The organism is Desulfomicrobium aestuarii (assembly GCF_055385525.1).
Genome location: NZ_AP042427.1, coordinates 1,669,607 through 1,687,513, shown reverse-complemented (window position 1 = coordinate 1,687,513; position 17,907 = coordinate 1,669,607). Strand labels below are relative to the sequence as shown.

General features: G+C 61.2%; 15 protein-coding genes and 1 tRNA gene. 9 read left to right on the top strand and 7 right to left on the bottom strand.

The annotated features are described in order from the left end of the window. Positions 1–179: 179 nt before the first annotated feature. A complete protein-coding gene (locus ACZ5AC_RS07650) occupies positions 180–497 on the bottom strand; it encodes a DMT family transporter (RefSeq protein WP_464250352.1) in 318 nt (105 codons plus the stop codon). Positions 498–787: 290 nt separating this feature from the next. Between ACZ5AC_RS07650 and ACZ5AC_RS07645 the strand changes: the two genes are divergently transcribed. From ACZ5AC_RS07645 to ACZ5AC_RS07635, 3 genes are all read left to right on the top strand, one after another. Continuing rightward, a complete protein-coding gene (locus tag ACZ5AC_RS07645) occupies positions 788–1,963 on the top strand; it encodes an FprA family A-type flavoprotein (RefSeq protein ID WP_464250351.1) in 1,176 nt (391 codons plus the stop codon). Positions 1,964–2,110: 147 nt separating this feature from the next. Continuing rightward, the gene (locus ACZ5AC_RS07640; protein ID WP_464250350.1) at positions 2,111–2,461 is read left to right on the top strand and encodes a DUF488 domain-containing protein; all 351 of its coding nucleotides are present in this window, start codon (positions 2,111–2,113) and stop codon (positions 2,459–2,461) included. A gap of 27 nt (positions 2,462–2,488) precedes the next feature. Then, positions 2,489–3,040, top strand: coding sequence for a hemerythrin domain-containing protein (locus tag ACZ5AC_RS07635; RefSeq protein ID WP_464250349.1), 552 nt, complete (start codon positions 2,489–2,491; stop codon positions 3,038–3,040). A 106-nt stretch (positions 3,041–3,146) separates the two neighbouring features. On the opposite strand, the gene ACZ5AC_RS07630 is transcribed toward ACZ5AC_RS07635, so the two are convergent. The 4 genes from ACZ5AC_RS07630 to ACZ5AC_RS07615 form a co-directional block, all read right to left on the bottom strand. Beyond that, the gene (locus ACZ5AC_RS07630; RefSeq protein ID WP_464250348.1) at positions 3,147–4,103 is read right to left on the bottom strand and encodes a hypothetical protein; all 957 of its coding nucleotides are present in this window, start codon (positions 4,101–4,103) and stop codon (positions 3,147–3,149) included. A 57-nt stretch (positions 4,104–4,160) separates the two neighbouring features. Next, positions 4,161–6,107: a sensor domain-containing diguanylate cyclase gene (locus ACZ5AC_RS07625; protein WP_464250347.1), complete on the bottom strand. Its 1,947-nt coding sequence runs from the start codon at positions 6,105–6,107 to the stop codon at positions 4,161–4,163. A 274-nt stretch (positions 6,108–6,381) separates the two neighbouring features. Then, positions 6,382–7,413 (bottom strand): nucleoside phosphorylase, encoded by a 1,032-nt coding sequence (locus ACZ5AC_RS07620; protein ID WP_464250346.1) that lies wholly within the window; start codon positions 7,411–7,413, stop codon positions 6,382–6,384. A 321-nt stretch (positions 7,414–7,734) separates the two neighbouring features. Next, positions 7,735–7,811, bottom strand: a tRNA-Arg gene (locus ACZ5AC_RS07615). A 157-nt stretch (positions 7,812–7,968) separates the two neighbouring features. Between ACZ5AC_RS07615 and ACZ5AC_RS07610 the strand changes: the two genes are divergently transcribed. The 4 genes from ACZ5AC_RS07610 (at position 7,969) to ACZ5AC_RS07595 (ending at position 13,819) form a co-directional block, all read left to right on the top strand. Further along, positions 7,969–8,598, top strand: a complete 630-nt coding sequence (locus tag ACZ5AC_RS07610; RefSeq protein ID WP_464250345.1) for a LexA family transcriptional regulator — start codon at positions 7,969–7,971, stop codon at positions 8,596–8,598. A 57-nt stretch (positions 8,599–8,655) separates the two neighbouring features. Next, positions 8,656–8,814, top strand: coding sequence for a hypothetical protein (locus ACZ5AC_RS07605; RefSeq protein ID WP_464250344.1), 159 nt, complete (start codon positions 8,656–8,658; stop codon positions 8,812–8,814). A 193-nt stretch (positions 8,815–9,007) separates the two neighbouring features. Continuing rightward, entirely contained in the window at positions 9,008–9,940 is a 933-nt protein-coding gene (locus ACZ5AC_RS07600) for a metal ABC transporter solute-binding protein, Zn/Mn family (protein WP_464250343.1), read from the top strand. Between the two features lie 453 nt (positions 9,941–10,393). Beyond that, a complete protein-coding gene (locus ACZ5AC_RS07595) occupies positions 10,394–13,819 on the top strand; it encodes a PAS domain S-box protein (RefSeq protein WP_464250342.1) in 3,426 nt (1,141 codons plus the stop codon). Positions 13,820–14,527: 708 nt separating this feature from the next. Here ACZ5AC_RS07595 and ACZ5AC_RS07590 read toward each other — a convergent pair. Further along, positions 14,528–15,151 (bottom strand): DUF6448 family protein, encoded by a 624-nt coding sequence (locus ACZ5AC_RS07590; protein ID WP_464250341.1) that lies wholly within the window; start codon positions 15,149–15,151, stop codon positions 14,528–14,530. Positions 15,152–15,465: 314 nt separating this feature from the next. On the opposite strand from ACZ5AC_RS07590, the gene ACZ5AC_RS07585 reads away from it, so the two are divergent. Continuing rightward, positions 15,466–15,990, top strand: a complete 525-nt coding sequence (locus ACZ5AC_RS07585; RefSeq protein WP_464250340.1) for an RNA polymerase sigma factor — start codon at positions 15,466–15,468, stop codon at positions 15,988–15,990. Beyond that, positions 15,977–16,519 (top strand): hypothetical protein, encoded by a 543-nt coding sequence (locus ACZ5AC_RS07580; RefSeq protein ID WP_464250339.1) that lies wholly within the window; start codon positions 15,977–15,979, stop codon positions 16,517–16,519. Before ACZ5AC_RS07585 ends, ACZ5AC_RS07580 begins: the two co-directional genes overlap by 14 nt. 143 nt (positions 16,520–16,662) lie before the next feature. Here ACZ5AC_RS07580 and ACZ5AC_RS07575 read toward each other — a convergent pair whose 3' ends face one another. Next, positions 16,663–17,688, bottom strand: a complete 1,026-nt coding sequence (locus ACZ5AC_RS07575; protein ID WP_464250338.1) for a Fic family protein — start codon at positions 17,686–17,688, stop codon at positions 16,663–16,665. Positions 17,689–17,907: the final 219 nt, after the last annotated feature.

The following is a 17,907-nucleotide window of genomic DNA, read 5'->3' as shown; positions in this document are numbered from 1 at the left end:
AAAAACCTGCATTTTCGGCAGCATGCGGCCAGTGAAAGCCCCTAGTCTGGTCTCAATATCAACCGAGGGCAATCTCTTGCGAGTTTGAGTCGCACCTCCGTACCAAGAATGACAGGGTTCAAGCCCCTTTTTTTCTGTCAACTCGACAGTCACCCTTTTCCAATTCACCAGGGTGTCATTCAGGAGCTTGAGAGCTTCATCAAGACAAGGCCGGACACGATGAGTCCGGCCGCGAGGATTCGCATCACGTTGAACGGTTCGGCCAGGAACGTGACGCCGACGATGAACGCCCCGATCGAGCCTATGCCTGTCCAGACAGTGTAGGCGGTGCCAAGGGGGATTGCGCGCATGGCGATGGCCAGGAGCCAGAAGCTGCCTGTCATGGTGACCAGCGTGACGAGTGACGGGATTGGACGGGTGAAGCCGTGGGACAGTTTCATGGAAGAGGCCCAGACCACTTCGAGAACTCCGGCAAGCAGCAGATACATCCAGGACATGAGCCCTCCTTGTTCCAAGGGCCAGGCCGTCCTGGGCATTCTTCCCGAAGCGGGGGAGGTCGTCCTCCTGCAAAAAATTCTAGTTCAAGTGCCCTGGCGAAGCAAGCTCTCGCCATTTGCTCAATCAGCATCCTGATATCGTTCATAAATGGTCTTGGTCGGGTTGTGGCAGCCGACGCGAAATTCCATTGTTCCGATATTGGTTTATTTTTTCCAAAATGCTTGTCATGGAAGAACTGGAATGGGTAAATCTGTTTTTTTCATGGTGACACACGTCAATGGAGTGAAAAATGAGAAAGATCGCAGAGTCGGTGTATTGGGTTGGGGTGGTCCATTGGGACAGAAGGCTGTTCGATTCGCTTGTCCCGTTGCCGGATGGAACGACCTACAACGCTTACCTGGTCCAGGGGTCTGAAAAGACGGTGCTCATCGACGCCGTCGACCCGGAGTTCGTGCAGACGCTCATGACGTACCTGGATGGCGTCGAGCGCATTGACTATGTCGTGTCCCAGCATGCCGAGCAGGACCATTCGGGCGCCATCCCGCAGGTGCTGGCCCGCTTTCCCGAGGCCAAGGTCATGACCACCGCCAAGGCCAAGCCCATGCTCATGGACCTCCTCAACATCCCGGAAGACAGGTTCGTGGTCGTGGCCGACGGGGAAACCCTGTCCCTGGGCGACAAGACCCTCAAATTCATCCACACGCCCTGGGCGCACTGGCCCGAGACCATGTCCACCTATCTGGTCGAGGACAAAATCCTCTTCAGTTGCGACTTTCTGGGCTCGCATATCGCCAGCAGCGACCTCTTCGTCACGGACAAGTGCCGGGTGCACGAGGCCGCCAAGCGCTATTTCGCCGAGATCATGATGCCTTTCCGCAACATCCTCGCCAAGAATCTGGACAAGCTCGCGGAGTACGACATCGCCATGGTGGCGCCAAGCCACGGGCAGATCTACGACAGTCCGGGGTGGATCATCGAGGCCTACCGTGAGTGGGTTTCGGCTCCGCCGCGCAATCTCGTGGCCCTGCCGTACGTGTCCATGCACGGCAGCACGGCGCGCATGGTCGACCACCTGACCGCGGCGCTGGCCGAAAGGGGGGTGCAGGTCGAACTCTTCAATCTGGCGGTGACGGACATCGGCAAGCTGGCCATGGCCCTGGTCGATGCCGGTACCATCATCGTCGGCGCGCCCACGGTGCTGGCCGGACCGCACCCCCTGGCCGCGTACGCGGCCTTCCTGGCCAACGCCCTGCGGCCCAAGGCGCAGTACCTGTCCGTCATCGGTTCCTACGGATGGGGCGGCAAGACCGTCGAAACGCTGGCCGGCATGATCCCCAATCTCAAGGTCGAGGTGCTGGAGCCGGTGCTGTGCAAGGGGCTGCCGAAAGAGGAAACCCTCGAAGCGCTCAACAGAATGGCGGACGCCATTGCCGCGAAGCATCGTGAGAGCGGGTTCCGGGATTGAGCGAATGCGACGCTGACGGATGTGATTCTACGCCAGGCGCGTTGTCGTTCTTCCTGTTCTCTCCGATCAGACGGGTTACCTGAAATAACTGAAGAAATGCATGAAGGGGCGAACGTGTCGCCCCTGCATGCGATCCGGGTGTCTGATATGGGCATCACCATCAAAAGGGTATACGATCCAATCGGTGACGACGGTTCCAGAATTCTGGTGGACCGCCTTTGGCCGCGGGGCGTGAGCAAGGAAAATCTTCAAGGGGTTTGGGTCAAGGAGGTTGCCCCGAGCGCCGAGCTGCGAAAGTGGTTCGACCATCAGCCGGAGAAGTGGCTGGAGTTCAAGAGAAGATATTTTGCCGAACTGGATGGCCGCCCTGATGCAGTCGAAAGAATTGTCGGATTGGCTCGGAGCGGAAATGTGACGCTCCTGTATGCAAGTACAAACAAGGAATTCAATCATGCGATAGCATTGCAGGAGTATTTGGAGAATGTTTCCCGCAAGTGACGCATTTTTGAGTTTTGGGGGGATGAGATGAAATCCACGCAAGAGCTGATGAATGAGCACGAAGGTATTCAGGTGATGCTTGGCATTTTGCAATCTGTGACGAATTTGATCGTTGCAGGCGAAAGTGTCCCAAAGAAAGAACTCGAAGGGATCATGGAATTTTTGACGGTGTTTGTCGACAAGTGCCATCACGGAAAGGAAGAGGATTTTCTGTTCCCGGCCCTGGAGGCGGCTGGTGTGGCCCGGGACGGCGGACCGATCGGCGTCATGCTGCACGAGCACGAACGTGGTCGCCGCCATGTCGCGGACATGAAAAATGCGCTCGGAGATTTCACGGTGCGCGGGATGAAGACCGATGCGTTTCGAAATGCCGTGGAAGAATATGTTTCCTTGCTGAATCAACATATCTTCAAGGAGAACAACGTATTGTTCCCGATGGCGGAGAAAATTTTGAGCGCCGACGATGATAAAAAGTTATATGAAAATTTCGAGAAACTTGAGATTGAGCGTATCGGATTGGGCAAACATGAGGAATTTCATGCATTGATGGACGCACTGTCGAAGAAATACAAGAGCTGACGCTGCGCGTTAAGAACGGACCGCGTCCCTTGGCCATGCTTGATCCATGGTCTGCAGCGTCATCCTGCTCCGTCGCGAATCTCTTGCGGCCAACGGTTACGGGCCCTCAGCCCTCAAGGTCAGGCCAGAGATAGAGGGCGTTGTCGCGGTCCATGGAGGCCATGAAGACGGCGAGGCGCTCGTCGTCGCCGAGGACGCACTCGTGGAAGCGGATGAACTTCCCCGTCTTCGACTTGACCCCGAAATCCCCGACCTGCATCTCCACCGCCTCCAGCCGGACATGGTGCTGCGGCGCAAGGAGGATGTCGCGGATCTCCTGCAGGCATTTCATCGGATCCGACTTGGCCGAAAGGGTCGAAAGCCTCTCCAGAAGCCCGTCCATTTCCCTGGTCCCCTGCGAAACCTTGGCGTGCAGGGGCGTCGGCGCAGCAAAGGGCCTGCTTTCGCGCAGGGCGTAATCGAGCGTTTTCATCTGCGCCTTGAGCATTTCTTCGGAATGGTGGATCTGGGTCCGCACCGTTTCGTCCCGCCGCAAACGTTCGGGGGCGAGGTCGGCCAGGAAAAGGACCACGTTTTCGGTCAGCAGGTCCCGCAGTTCCGCAAGTGACGGGGCGGCAGCGGAGAAATTGTGGTCCCTGAACTCCACGGCGTCCTGCATGACGTCCCGCCGGATCATCTCCCCTTCGATTTCCGTCCCGAAGATGACGTACTCCCTGCGGTGCATGGTCAGGAGAAAGACGCATTCGCGCACATGAGGGTCGGCGAACACGTTCCTGATTTTGGGCGAATTGCGCAGGGCGTCCAGGGCGTCCTTGCGGTCGCCGAAGAGGATGGGACCCAGGGCGCTGCCCGTGGCCCGCTTGCGGTCCAGGACGAAAGGTTCGCCCAGTTCGTCGATCATGGCGCGGGCGTAGTCGCAGGCCGCCTGCACCGCCTCGGTGAGCGCAGCGGCGCATTTGGCGTCCGAAGAGGCGTCGATGGCGTTCTGCTCGGCAATGCGCCTCACGAGACGGTCAACGACGGGGTCGGCCGCACGGGACGTCTTCCTGGAGAAGAATTTCATGACGCACCTCCATGCCTGGGCGGTTTGTCCCGAAGGCCTGGCGGCCCCAGGCTCCGGTTAGTGCAAAAGTGTTGGGCACTTTTCCACCCGGTTGCGGCCCAGGTGTTTGGCCGTGTAGAGGGCCTTGTCCGCCCTGGCGATGATGTCCGATATGCCGTCGTCCGGTTGGTTCGCGGAGACACCGAAACTGACGGTCAGCTTTCCTATCACCGGGAACGTTTGGCTGTCGATGGCCAGACGCAGCTTTTCCGCCAGATTGATGAGCCCCTGCTCGTCCGTTTCCGGGCAGATGACCATGAATTCCTCGCCGCCCCAACGGCCGACGGTATCGGTTCCGCGAATGCCGGCCTTCAGGAGTTGGGCGAGGTGCTTCAGGATGTCGTCCCCCGTCTGGTGTCCGTAGCTGTCGTTGATCAGCTTGAAGTGGTCGATGTCGAGCAGCATGATCCCGAAGTGGCGCTCGCTCCTCCTGCCCCTGTCGATCTCGGCCTGCAGGACAGTGTCGAGCTTCAGGCGGTTGTAGATGCCCGTGAGCCTGTCGGTGATGGCCAGCCACTCGAGCTGCTCGGCCTGAGATTCCTTGTGCTGTTCGCGGATTCTCGATTCGATCAGTTCCCTGGTCCGTTCGTCCAGTTGCGCGCCCATCTCGTGGAAGTTCTTTCCGAGGTGATCGATCTCGGCGATGCCGACCTCTTCCAGGGCAGGAGGCCGTCTCGTGCCCAGGAGCGTGCTCGTCAACTCCGTCAGGCGCTCGATGGGCGTGGCGATTCTCCTGGCCATGCGGACCGATTTGCGCTGCAGAAACAGAAAGAAGGCTGCGTAGAAGGCGGCCATGAGCGCCACGGCGGCGAATCCGATGGAGTTGGTGAACTTTCTGAATTCATCGATTTTTCCGAAGATGACCGCCTTGTCGACCAGGGTGATCAGACGCCAGCCGGTCTCCGGGACGATCTCCTGGCTGACGAGGTAGCTGGCGCCGCCGGTGTCCATCTCCGCAATGCGATGCCTGAAGTCGAACACCCGTTTCATCTGCTCCGCGATCGTCTTGTCGCGGATGTTGAAGATGCTGTACTCGCTCGGCTTTTCGATGGTTGTGCGGATGTTCTCGTCATATTCGTGGCGGGTGAGTTCGCGCAGGCCGAAGATGGCCTCCACGCTGGCGGGCATGGCCAGGATCGTGCCCTTGTCGTCGACCAGAAAGGGTTTCGCGTCCCATGACATCCTGAGGTCGAGTACGTGTTTGATGAAGCTCTCGATGGTCACGTCCAGGCCGCTGACTCCTTCGAGCCGGTCTCCGTTGTAGATCGGCACGATGACGGAAGTCATCCAGCCCTGTCCGGCCGGATCGAGGTAGGCGCCTGTCCAGACGGGTTTTCGCTCCGGATTGTGCTCCTCGTCCGCTTCATAGTAGAAGTTGTAGTCCCGCATCCTCAAAACCGGCCCGTACTGGCCCGGAGCGTCGGGCATGAATGGGTAGAGGCGGTTCATGTCGTCCCGGGTGTTGAGATAGGCCTGGCTGATGATGGGCGTGCTCCTGACGATGGATTCCAGGAGCGGGTCCAGGACCTCGCTGCATCGGGCCTTGCGCATTTCCTCGGGGCCGATGGACGTGGCCGAGGAATAGTAGAGGCTCGCGCCGCCGTTGTTTTCGGATTTGTACAGCGCGCCGTTGGCGTGGCGGCGGAATTGCGGTTCGCCCTGCGGCAGGTTGCATGCGGACAGGTCGCGGAAAAAACGCTCGTGGTCCCGCTGCATGATGACCGCATGCCGCGTGACGTCCCTGAGCTGGCTGTCGATGCTCCAGGCCTCTCGGCTCGTGATCTCCTGCAGGCTGGTCGTGGCCTCCTGGAGGAGGGTGTCGCGATACTTGAGCGAGATGTAATGCGTGATGCCGAAGTAGATGCACAACAGGACGAGTTCTATCACCACAAGCGGTATGAGCGCGCTTGTCAGGAAGCTCCTGTAGATGAGATGCTGCAGCTTCGTGGAGGGTGTCGCCGCCATAGCCTGCCTCCCTGGTCCGTCCTGCCGTTTCAGATTTGTTCGTCCTTTCCTGCTCCGCGACAAAACCGGGACGACGTGGAGTCCTTGCCTATGAGTATTAGCTTCTTCTTTGCGTGAAATCAAGAATCCTGATTGATTTTGTCAGCATTTCTTGGCTTCGGCCCCGCAATGACTGCGACCGCATCCTGCAGCGCCGAGGGAGCAGGCTGTCCCTGTACGGTCCTGCGTGTTCGGGACATGCTCCGGCCCCGTGCCTGGGAGCGGCCCGGAACGATCAGCCGTGCTTGCGGTCCTGCCGCCGGATCTCGGTCATGGCCAGCAGGGCGGCCCTGGTGGCTTGCTCCACGGCGTCCAGGTAGTCGTGGTCGAAGGTTTCCGCACGGCGGTTGGCGACGGCAGGGCAGATGACGCCGGCCCGGTGGCCGAGGCCGCCCAGGAGGTGGCACAGGAAGCTCGCTTCCATCTCCATGTTTTCGATCCGCTGGCCGCCGAGAGACGGATCGAAGTCGGCCAGGACCCGGTCGAGTTCGGGGACGCTCGGAGCGAGGCGGGAAACGTCGCGTCCCTGTGGGGCGAAGAAGCCGCTGTTCGAGACCGTCAGGCCGAGCCTGGCCCGCAGTCCGAGGTCGGCCGACGCCTGCATCAGGGCTTGGGCCACGGCCGGGTCGGAGCGGGAGACATAGGGACGGATGCGGCCATGGAAGCGGGAAGCGGGGGGCATGGCTGCCCGGACGGCGCTTTCCAGTTCCCGCTCCAGCCGCTCGCAGGTCGAGTCGGGGCAGGGCGCCTCGTAAAAAAGTCCCGTGTTGTCCATGCCGACGGCGTAGGAGGTGACGATGGACGTGCCCAGCGGCATGTCCGCCTGCAGAGCGCCGGACGTGCCCACCCGGATGACCGTCAGGGGAGGGAAATCCTTCCTGCGCGTCCGCGTGGCGAAATCGATCTCATGCAGGGCCACCAGTTCGTTCAGCACGATCTCCAGGGACGGCGTGCCCATGCCCGACGTGGCCACCGTGGTCCGCAGGGGAGAGATGACGGTCGTTCTGCCGCCCGTGATCTCCGCCGTTCCCGTCACCGTGATCAGGCCGCGGTGTTCCCGGGCGACCTCCACCTCGCGCAGCAGGTACGACCCGATGAACTCCGCCCGGCCGGGATCGCCGACCAGCAGGATGTCCGGGGCAATCTGCTCCGGCTTCAACTGCAGGTGGTAGATGCGCCCGTTCGCGTCGATGGGCAGGTCCGCATCCGAAAAGGGGCCGTTTGGGCGAAGTGAGGCTGTGTCGGGCTCGTGGGCGTCGTTCGTCATTGCGCATGGTTCCTGCGAAGGGTGACGGAAGGGACATATCGGGGTCGTGCGCCCCGAGGCTGCATTCGCCGTTGGCCGGCGTGCGACAGGTCAAGGGCGCGCCGCGCCGGCCGAGGGTTCACATAACCCATCCGGGAGGTCTCCGGCAAGACGAAGGCGCCGCCTTTCAGGATGCGGGGCGACGTTGCGGGAGACCGCGCGAACTCTCGGCGCACGCCATGACGGTGAGAGGGCGGTGGCGATCCGAAAACGAAAAACCCCCCGCCGCTTTCGCGGGGAGGGGTTTTCAGGGGGTGGGAGCGGCCAGCTCCCTTGCATTCGTGGTGCGCCCGGCATGATTCGAACATGCGACCTACTGATTCGTAGTCAGGCACTCTATCCAACTGAGCTACGGGCGCATCGGGAAAACGCTTACTAGGCGCGGTCGTGCCCGAGGTCAAGCATTTTTTTCGAACATCCTGAAAGGATTGGGAATCATCACTGTTACAGGCTGGTACGTACTTTTTTTCTTGACTCATAATTAACTTATGTTAAGTGTGTCTGCACGGAGCACGCATGAAATTCGACGATTTTTTTCAGAGAGTGGCCAGGGCCACCGGCATCGGGACGCAGAAAGAGCTGGCGGCCCTTCTGGGCATCGACCCGGCGGCCATCACCCTGGCCAAATCGCGGGGGGTGCCCAAGTCCTGGGGGCTGACCCTGGCCGCGAAGTTCGGTCTCAACCCCGAGTGGCTCCGGACGGGCGCCGGTCCCATGCACCAGCACGAGCAGGGGCGGACAGCGCTCGTGCCCAAGGTCGCGGCCAGGGCCTGCGCCGGCGGCGGCTCCCTGGAGCTCGGCGACGCCGTCATCGACGAACTTCCTTTCGAGCGCGCCTGGCTGGCCCGCAAGGGCAACCCGGCGCGGATGGTGGCCATGGATGTCGTCGGCGACAGCATGTCCCCGGAAATCGAGCCCGGCGACACCATCCTCATCGACCAGAGCCAGAACCGGGTTTCCGACAACCGGCTCTACGTGATCGGGCTGGGCGAGACCATTCAGGTCAAGCGGGTCCAGGTCCGTCCCGGGCTCGTCATCCTCTTCAGCACCAACCAGCGCTATTCGCCAGTCACCCTGCAGGGCGACGAGATGGACACCTTGCGGGTCATCGGTCGCGTGCTGTGGAGCAGCCGCGCCTACGCGTAGTTTTTTTTTGTCCGGGCAATTAACAAATGTTAATGTGTGATTTCAAGGAGGTATCCCATGCAACAGCGTTATTGTGAATGCGGTCATCCGGTCCTGGTGGCGTACGTGATCACGAAGCGGGGCATCCTGCACGTCTACAGCGTCAACGCCCGGTTCGGCGTCCCCATGCGCTGTCCGTGCTGCGGACGGCATGTGGACATCAACGAACTTCGCTAGATGAGCCGCGACAGACGGGCAGGCCGCAGCCATGCAATCGTTGGCGGCGCGACGGTATGGCTGCGCACCCTCTGGCCTCTCCTGAGCAGGTTTCCCTCGGCCGGTCATCTTGACGTTGTGCGACAAGGCTGCGCTTCCCTTGACTGGATGCAAGTCTGTTGCATAAACATCGTTTCAAAATCATGGGGGAAACATGAAAAATCGCATCCGGCTGCTGACATTGGCCTTCGTCCTTTGTGCGGGAACGGCCCTGGCCGCGCCTTCGGTCTTCGTGACGGTCGCGCCGCAGAAGTATTTCGTGGACAAGGTCAGCGGTGGCAAGGCGCCCGTGTCGATCATGGTCGAGCCCGGCGCCAACCCTCATGCCTACGAGCCGCGGCCCAGACAGATGGCCGAGCTTGCCAGGGCGTCCGTCTACTTCACCATCGGGGACTCCTTCGACCAGACCTGGCTGGGGCGCATCGTCGGCGCGAGCCCGGGGATCGCCGTCGTGCATACGGCCGAGGGCATCGCCAAGATTCCCATGGCAGCCCATCATCACGATGATGACGAGAGTCACGGACACGCGGGGGAGCATCATGACGACGCCGCGCAGGCCGGCCGGACGGCGGTTGAGGATGCGGACGGTCACGGCTCCCTCGACCCGCACATCTGGCTGGACCCGGCCCTGGTCAAGATCCAGGTCGGCCACATCCGCGACGGGCTGTCCAAGGCCGATCCGGCCGGCGCGCAGGAGTACGCCGCCAACGCCGACGCCTTCATGCAGGATCTCGACCGCCTGGACGCCGAGATCCGCGCCATACTGTCCGTCCTACCCGCAGACCGCCGCACGTTTCTCGTCTTCCACCCCTCCTGGGGCTATTTCGCCAAGGCCTATGGATTGAAGCAGGCGGCCATTGAAATCGAGGGCAAGGAACCGAGCCCCAAAGACATGGAACGCGTCATCGCCATGGGCAGGGAGACGGGAGCGAAAGTCGTCTTCGTGCAGCCGCAGTTTTCGGAGAAGAGCGCCTCCGTCATTGCGAAACAGATCGGAGCGACGGTCGTGCGCCTGGACCCCCTGGCCGAGGATTGGTCCGGGAATCTGCGCCGCGCCGCCCGCGCCTTTGTCGACGCCCTGAAATAGCCTCTCCCGCCTCCACGATGAGGGCTCCGGCCCTCATCGTCCGCCACTTAAGCCTTGCTCACCTCCCCGTAGCGCAGCCTGACCCGTCATTGGGCGCGAGCATGCCTGCAGCCCTGGAAATTCCAGCAAGGGATGTTTCGTGAAACAATTCGTGTAGGCCGCGTAAAATCATTTATTCTGAATACGTTCCAGTCAACTGTATGACATTGGCGAAATATGCGTCACTGCTTGGAACGTGTAAGACGTTTTTTGACATTACGCAGTCTCGCTTCTTCACGTATATTGTCCACAAAACGCCGAGCCCTTATTTTTTGCAAAAGCAAGATGGAGCCTTGTTCAAATATTTCCACGCTTCGGGTAAATCTTCGGCTGGGATGTTGGCAGGTTATGGCGGTCCGCAGGATCGCCCAGGAATTTCATTCTCCACAGGTCGTCCGCATTTGGTGAGGTATCATGGTTCGAAAAGGTGTCGGGACACGGCTGAGGTTGTTTCGCCAACTGCGTGGTCTGACTCAGGAAAGCCTGTCCGAGGCCATCGGAGTTTCGAAGCAGCATCTCGGACAGATCGAACGCGGGGAATGCAAACCATCGCTGGATTTTCTGACCAAGGCGGCCTCGGCCCTGAACACCCCGGTGGCCAATTTCTTTCTCGGCCACGGCCAGGCCCCTTCCGAAAATGGCACCTCGGCAAACTCCGCAGGCGCATGGCAATTCCAGCCCCTCAACGGGTGCGGGCTGTGGACCGTCGGTATCCGCACCGGGAGGCACAGCTGGTCACGCTCCTTGTGCCGCATGCTCGGCTATTCCTCGGTCCGCGTTCCTTCGCTGGAGCATTTTTCCCGGCATGTGTGCGACGGCGGGGCGGGCGCCTTCCGCGACTTCTTCCAGCGCGTGCTCGACGGCGCCCCGCCGGAACCCATGGTGGTCGAAGTGGAGCGCAAGGACGGCGTGCGCAGGGATATGCAGGTCCAGGCCGAAATTCTGAATTCCGGTGGGGACGACACTGCGTGCATCGTCTTCTGGGACATCACTGACTGGATCGAGGCGCAGCGGCTCTTTCATTGCACCCAGCTGGACCTGAGCGAAACCATCAAGGAAAGGACCGCCGCCCTTTCGATGGCCGTGGCCGAGGCCAACAGGGAGCTGGCGCTGCGCCATGAAGCGGAGAGGTCGGCCCAGCGGGCCCATGAGGACCTGCAGCGTCTGATCCGGACCATCCCGGCCATCGTCTATTCCAGAAACCTGAGCGGGACGGGGGGACACTATTGCTCTCCCCAGATCCGGCAGGTTCTGGGTTTCCAGCCCGGGGAGGCCGAGGACGGGTTCTGGACCGACCGCATTCACCCCGACGATATCGGCCTGTACAGGAAATCGTTGGAGAAGCGCGCCCGGTCCGGGGTGCACGATGTCGAATACCGCGTGCTCGACGGGTCCGGCAGCTACAAGTGGCTGCACGACCGGGGGGTGGTGGTGGCCGAGAACGGCGGGCTGGTCATGCACGGCGTGGCCACCGACGTCACGCAGCAGAAGGAGGAGGTCGCGGCCCGCAAGGCCATGGAGCGCAAGAGCCAGCAGCTCGACACGATGCTCAGACTCATCTGCGACAACGTGCCGGATATGATCTGGGCCAAGGACCTGGAGAAGAAGTACATCTTCGCCAACAAGGCCATCTGCGAGAAGCTGCTGGGGGCCGTCGATACGATGGAGCCCGTTGGCAGGACGGACCTTTTCTTCGCCGAGAGGGAACGGGCCAGGCATCCCGAAGATCCCGGCTGGCACAGCTTCGGGGAAATCTGCAGCGACACGGACCAGATGACCATGGACTCCGGGACGGAGAGGCAGTTCGACGAGTACGGCAACGTCATGGGAAAGTTTCTGTTCCTGGACGTGCGCAAGGCTCCGCTGTTCGATGGTGCGGGGGAAATGATCGGGACCGTCGGTTCGGCCAGGGACGTGACGGAGCAGAAGCGCATGGAGCGGGAACTCGAAGCCGGGAACACCGCCCTGCGGGCCATCCTCGACAGTGTCCCTGCGGAGATCTGCGTCATCGACGAGGCCACGCAGGCGATACTCTTCATGAATTTGTCCCTGCGCGAGAGCCTGGAGGGCGACCGCATCGTGCAGGATTGCGCCGGGGCATCGGGCGCTCCCGGCTCCACGCCGGGCGCGCGCGGCGTGGAGGCTCGTCCCGACGGCGTGTCGACCTGGGAGCATCTCGACCCCGTAAGCGGAAAATGGAGGTTGTATTTCGACCGGCAGGTGACCTGGTTGGACGGACGCCCGGCCCGGGTCCGGATTGCCATGGACATCACCGGGCTCAAGCGAAGCGAGAGCCTGCTCACCAACGCGGCGGAAGAGCAGGGCATTCTCCTCAACCACATGCAGACCCAGGTCTGGTATCTCAAGGACGAGGAGACGTATGGGGCCGTGAACGAGGCCCATGCGGCGTTTTGCGGCCGGAGCATCGGGGAGATGGCGTTCCGGAAGCTGCGCGACATCTATCCCGAGGATGTCGCGGATGTCTGCCGGCAGGGCAACAGCGAGGTGTTTTCCAACGGTCGGCCGATACGCACCGACGAGTGGGTGCCGCATTTCTCCGGCGAGCTCCGGCTGCTGTCGATCCTCAAGTCGCCCAAGCTCGGGCCCGACGGAAAGGTCGAGTACGTGGTCTGTTCGGGCGAGGACATCACGGAGCGTCGGCTCTCCGAAGAGGCCCTGCAGAGGGCCAAGGAGCAGGCCGAAAATGCCAACAGGGCCAAGTCGGCCTTCCTGGCCAGCATGAGCCACGAGATCCGCACGCCCATCAACGGGGTCATGGGCATGCTCCAGCTGCTGCAGTCCTCGGACCTGAGCGCGGACCAGGCCTCCTTCGTGAACATGGCCGTGCGGTCCTGCGACCGTCTGGTCCGCCTGCTGACGGATATCATGGATTTTTCCCGCATGGAGGCCGGCCGGCTCGACATCGTGGCCGCGCCCATGAGCCTTGCGGACATCTTCGGTCAGGTCCGGGAGCTGTTCGCGCCTCTGGTCGCCGGCAGCGGGATCGAGCTACGGTTCGACCTGGATTCGGCCCTGCCGGAGCGGATCGACGGCGATGCGGTCCGGCTGCAGCAGATTCTCATCAATCTCGTGGACAACGCCTGCAAGTTCACGACCTCCGGCCGGATAAGCGTTGAAGCCTGGGCGCTGCCGCCGTTGCGTCCCGGCGCGCCCCGCGTCTTCTTTTCGGTCACGGACAGCGGCATCGGCATCTCCGACGAGGAACTCAAGACGCTCTTCGACCCGTTCACCCAGTTTGGGGAAGGCTGCGTCCGCGGGAGAAAGGGAGTGGGGCTGGGCCTGTCCATCTGCAAACGTCTCGTGGACCTCATGGGCGGAAACATGTCCGTGAGCAGCGAGGCCGGGCAGGGCACGACCTTCGCATTCACCTTGAGTTTCGACGGAGAAGGCCGGTCCGTGGGTAGCAAGGAGCCTCGGGGCGTCGGCAGCGGAGCGTCCCTGCGGGGCAAGCGCGTCCTGCTGGTCGAGGACGATGCCGTCAGCGCCTTGGCCGGAGTGGCGCTCCTGGGCAGACAGGGGGCCGAAGTGACCCACGTCAGGAGCGGCCAGGAGGCCTTGGCCGCCCTGCGCGGCGAGTCGTTCGACCTCGTGGTCATGGATGTGCAGATGAACGAGATGGACGGTGTCGAGACCACCCGCCGCATCAGGGACGGCCAAGCCGGAGAGGCGGTCCGGAGCATCCCCGTCATCGCCCTGACCGCCTGCGCCATGGCCGGCGACAGGGAACGGATGCTGGCCGCGGGCATGAACGGCTACGTGGCCAAGCCCATGGACATCAGGGAAGTGCTGCGCGTCGCCCTTGAGGCCATGCTCCCCTGAAACCCGTCATTGCCTTCCCCGGACTCATGTCGCCCCGGTGGAGCAGGGAGGCGGGCCTGGAATTCGTGTTCAGCGCCCCGCCGGTGCGTAGCAGCTACAACGGCGCGCATGTCTTTGAGCGGATAGCAGCCGCGCAGCCCGCGACAACCCCTTGAACGATTGAAGATATTTGTGCCCGGAACTCCGCCCACGTTGCAGCCGCCGGCAAAGAGTGCTATCCGCAACATCAAATCCCATCCGAGGACGGATCGACCCGTCGCTCGACAGGCTTAGCCTGCCGGGAATGAGGGTTATCACATCTTGACGAACTTCAACACCAGGAGCGCATCATGGGAGACAAGGGCGGAAAGAAGGACAAGGATAAAATGCAGAAACAGAAGGCGGCAAAGGATAGCAAAAAAGCTCAAGTAAAAAATGAGAAACAGGCCAAGAAAGTGTAGTTTTCGGCTTGTTTTCGCATGATGTTCCAAATCCTCGCGCGGTATGCTGCGCACGCATGAAGGAGAGCCAAGCTCTCCTTCATGCGTTTCGGGGCCCAGCCGCTCGCAGGCGTCGGGCTGTTGCCGGAATGCCGGGGCCATGGGAAAGGCCGGCCTAACTGTTTCGCCTGATCTACCGGGAAGCTTCGGGCCACTCTCTTCGTGATGGCACCCCCTGGTCGGGGTGCCGATTCACTGAACTGTTGCGGTGGCTGCCAAGCAGGAAGAATCAATGCTGATGATCCCCGGACGCGGCCTGTTCGCCATGATGGGCGCCGCCGTGGACCGCCTTCACGATCCCTTCGACATAATGCACATAGGTCACGTACGCCTCGACATGCTTCCGGCCGGCATCGACGCTCTCGCGGGCGTGCTTTTTCGTCTCGTTGGCATGCCCGAAGCGTTCGAGGATTCCCTTTTCGACGTGGGCGGCAATGGTCTTGGCCAGATCAGCGCCGCTCCCTTGTTCCAACGCCAGATCCGCCTTGGCGACCACGGGTTCCACGGTGCCGGCAGCCTTGAGCCCGGTGTAGGGGGCGCCTTCACCCGCGCGATGGACCCGGACCAGGGTTTCGAAGAAATAGGTATCCGCCAGATCACGCGCTCCGGCGTCGAGCTTGCGCACGGACAAGGTCTTTTCGAACGCCTTCCGAATTTCCGGTTCGTCGTCGGCCTTGACCCATTTGAGCACCGGGGTGACGTTTCCGTCGGCCAGGGCGGTCCGGGCGTCGGACACCACCGGACCGTCGAGGGTGTCGCAATGGGCCTGGGCGATTTGAGGCGCGATCAGGAGCGCCAGGGCAAACGATGCCACCGTCAAGAATCCCTTGATGCCGTTGTTCAGCGTGTTCATGTGTTCCTCCGTATAGGTTGGTCGATGTCTATGCCCACAAGAACGAAACGGAACGCCCATTTGTGACAGAAGAAAAAAAATTGTCACATAATCGTCCCGGCCTTCGTATTGTCACTATGAAAGGGGGCTGGCAGAATCGGGACGTTTCGAGTCAACGGGATGGAATGCCTCTCATCGGAATCGATCGTCACATCCGGGCCCCTGACAGCCTTTTTCGGAAGGGAGTCGCGGCGGACGCGGCATCATGGCAGGGTGGCGGGAGGTTCGGATGACGAAACAGGGAAAAGGTGACGCAATTGACCGACGAGGAACTCATGTTGTCGTATGCCGCTGGCGATATGGAGGCTTTCGAGGAACTGTACGGGCGGCACAAGAGCCGGGTTTTCGGGTTTCTGATGGGCAAGCTCAAGGATCGGAGCGAGGCCGAGGATACATTCCAGGCGATTTTTGCCAAGCTCCATCAAAACCGGCATCACTATCGGCCGGACATCCCGTTTTTGCCCTGGCTCTTCACGATATCCAGAAACGCGGTGATCGACCATGTCCGCAAGAAGGCCGCCCGACGGAAGTACATGACGGACTCGGAGTACCCCGTGGAGTCCTATGCGGAACCCGACCAGGGCCTCGGCTCCATGGACGAGGTCCTGTCCGAACTTTCGGGATTGAACGAAAGCCAGCGTCGGGCGCTGGAGCTGCGGTTCAGCCAGGGGTTGACCTTTGCCGAAATAGCCGAGCGCATGCAGACTTCGGCGGACAATTCCCGCCAGATCATCAGCAGGGCCGTGCGCAGGCTGCGAAGCCTCATTGCTGGCAGGGGAGGGAAACATGAAGAGGATTGATACGGAGCGGCAACGCCTGCGGGAATTCGTCGAGTTCGTCGAAGCCGACAGGGTCGTCCCGTCAGCGGGAATGGATGACGCCGTGCTCGGGACCGTGGCCAAGGACCTTCGCCCCGCGCCATGGAGGGTTTTCTCCAAGCTGACGCTCATCGGAGTTGCCACCGGTTCAGCGACATTGGCCGTCTGCCCGCAATTCGGCTTGGGTTCCGGTTCGCACAACGCGTTCCTGCATGAGATTCACGCCGCGACCTCGCCTGCGCTTTTCTATCTGCTGTGCGGGATGCTCTTTGTGACCCTCGGCGCCATATTGAGCGGATGCTGGCTGACACGAAATGAAATCAACGCCGTCGGCAAGGTCGTCAACCGATACTTTGCCGCATATTGCGTTCTCGCCTACGTGACCCTGGTCACACTCGGCCCCGAGATCTTCGCGGCAAGCTCCCTGACCTGGATTGTCGGCGCACTGTTGAGCAATGTCGTCTGCTACGGATCCGTTGTCAGGTTGCGGCGCGCATGGGGGACGCGATGATGAGGCGTACGGGGAGGGCTGTGGGTTTCAAGGGGTTCTGAATTTCGGATTCTAAGGGTCAGCTCATTGTCCGATAAAAGGCATGGCCGTGATGTGCAGAGGTCACGATACCGCCCCCAAGGCGCCTCGCTGTCCGACCCGGTTCAGGCAGGGCGGGGTCGGTTGCCATCTCCATGCCGCGCCAGCCGAAGGCGGCCCTTGTCGGTCAGGCGATATTTCTGTTTGCTGCTCCGCGGCTTGTCAGGAATGGTCATTTCGATCAGACCGGCCTCCAAAGCTGGGAGTAGATAAGCCTTACGGAAATGCTCATCGTCTTTGAGCCCGAGCGCCTCTTTGAGCTGCTGCCGGGGCATCTCTCTGCCAAGAGCTGAGAGCAGTCGAACTTCCGGGGTGACTTCCTGTGCAACTTCCGGGGTCGAGCTGGTCACCGTATCCAGAACCATCCGCAACATGAAGGTGATGAAGGGCGCGGAATCGGTTTGTCGGGTGCTTTCCTGGAGGGCCTGGTAGTACTCGGCCTGGTGTTCGAAGATCAGGCTCTCCACCGGGATGTCGGCAAATAGGGGATTCCAGCGGGCCAGAATCAGGCTCTGCCACAGCCTTCCCAATCGGCCGTTGCCATCGGCGAAGGGGTGGATGAATTCGAACTCGTAGTGAAAGACCGAGCTGGCAATCAACGGATGGGCGTCGGTGGCGGCCAGCCAGCCGAACAGGTCATTCATCAGATGCGGCACCCGGTGGGCAGGGGGCGCCATGTGGATCACCTCCCGTCCGGCCATCACCCCCATACCGCTGCGTCGGTACATTCCGGCCTCGTCGATCAGGCCGGACATCAGGATCCGGTGCGCTTCCAGCAAATCCTCTTCCGACTCAGGCCTCCAGTTTTCGAAGTGGTCATAGGCGTCCAGGGCGTTTTTCACCTCCCGAACTTCACGGGGCGGGGCGATGACGCGCTTGCCTTCCAGAATAGCAGTGATCTGCGCTTCGCTTAGGGTGTTGCCCTCGATGGCAAGCGAGCCGTGAACGGTGCGGATGCGGTTGATGCGCCGCAAACGCAAGGATTTCGCTTGGTCGGTGAGGACGGTCAGCCGACCGACGACTTCGCTGATGGCGGCGACCCGGTTCAGGATTTCCTGGGTAATGGTGTAGGGCGGCTGGTAGGCGTTCACTGGAATGACGCGAACTACGCATTTTCCGTTGTTCTTGGCGCGTTTGAACCCTGATCGACAAAGCCGTCTGTCCGGTCGTGGCGTATCGACTCGGACGCAGCTTTTTCTTCAGCGTGTATCGGATGCTTGAGGCAAACGTTGCGTAACATGCCGCATTCATAACAAAACCCTCGCCATTTGACGAGGGTTTTGCGGTGACTTTATCAGACAAAGTGACGG

Coding starts and splice junctions, on each gene's coding strand:
- ACZ5AC_RS07650 (WP_464250352.1), bottom strand. CDS start 497: ATGTCCTGGATGTATCTGCTGCTTGCCGGAGTTCTCGAAGTGGTCTGG.
- ACZ5AC_RS07645 (WP_464250351.1), top strand. CDS start 788: ATGAGAAAGATCGCAGAGTCGGTGTATTGGGTTGGGGTGGTCCATTGG.
- ACZ5AC_RS07640 (WP_464250350.1), top strand. CDS start 2,111: ATGGGCATCACCATCAAAAGGGTATACGATCCAATCGGTGACGACGGT.
- ACZ5AC_RS07635 (WP_464250349.1), top strand. CDS start 2,489: ATGAAATCCACGCAAGAGCTGATGAATGAGCACGAAGGTATTCAGGTG.
- ACZ5AC_RS07630 (WP_464250348.1), bottom strand. CDS start 4,103: ATGAAATTCTTCTCCAGGAAGACGTCCCGTGCGGCCGACCCCGTCGTT.
- ACZ5AC_RS07625 (WP_464250347.1), bottom strand. CDS start 6,107: ATGGCGGCGACACCCTCCACGAAGCTGCAGCATCTCATCTACAGGAGC.
- ACZ5AC_RS07620 (WP_464250346.1), bottom strand. CDS start 7,413: ATGACGAACGACGCCCACGAGCCCGACACAGCCTCACTTCGCCCAAAC.
- ACZ5AC_RS07610 (WP_464250345.1), top strand. CDS start 7,969: ATGAAATTCGACGATTTTTTTCAGAGAGTGGCCAGGGCCACCGGCATC.
- ACZ5AC_RS07605 (WP_464250344.1), top strand. CDS start 8,656: ATGCAACAGCGTTATTGTGAATGCGGTCATCCGGTCCTGGTGGCGTAC.
- ACZ5AC_RS07600 (WP_464250343.1), top strand. CDS start 9,008: ATGAAAAATCGCATCCGGCTGCTGACATTGGCCTTCGTCCTTTGTGCG.
- ACZ5AC_RS07595 (WP_464250342.1), top strand. CDS start 10,394: ATGGTTCGAAAAGGTGTCGGGACACGGCTGAGGTTGTTTCGCCAACTG.
- ACZ5AC_RS07590 (WP_464250341.1), bottom strand. CDS start 15,151: ATGAACACGCTGAACAACGGCATCAAGGGATTCTTGACGGTGGCATCG.
- ACZ5AC_RS07585 (WP_464250340.1), top strand. CDS start 15,466: ATGTTGTCGTATGCCGCTGGCGATATGGAGGCTTTCGAGGAACTGTAC.
- ACZ5AC_RS07580 (WP_464250339.1), top strand. CDS start 15,977: ATGAAGAGGATTGATACGGAGCGGCAACGCCTGCGGGAATTCGTCGAG.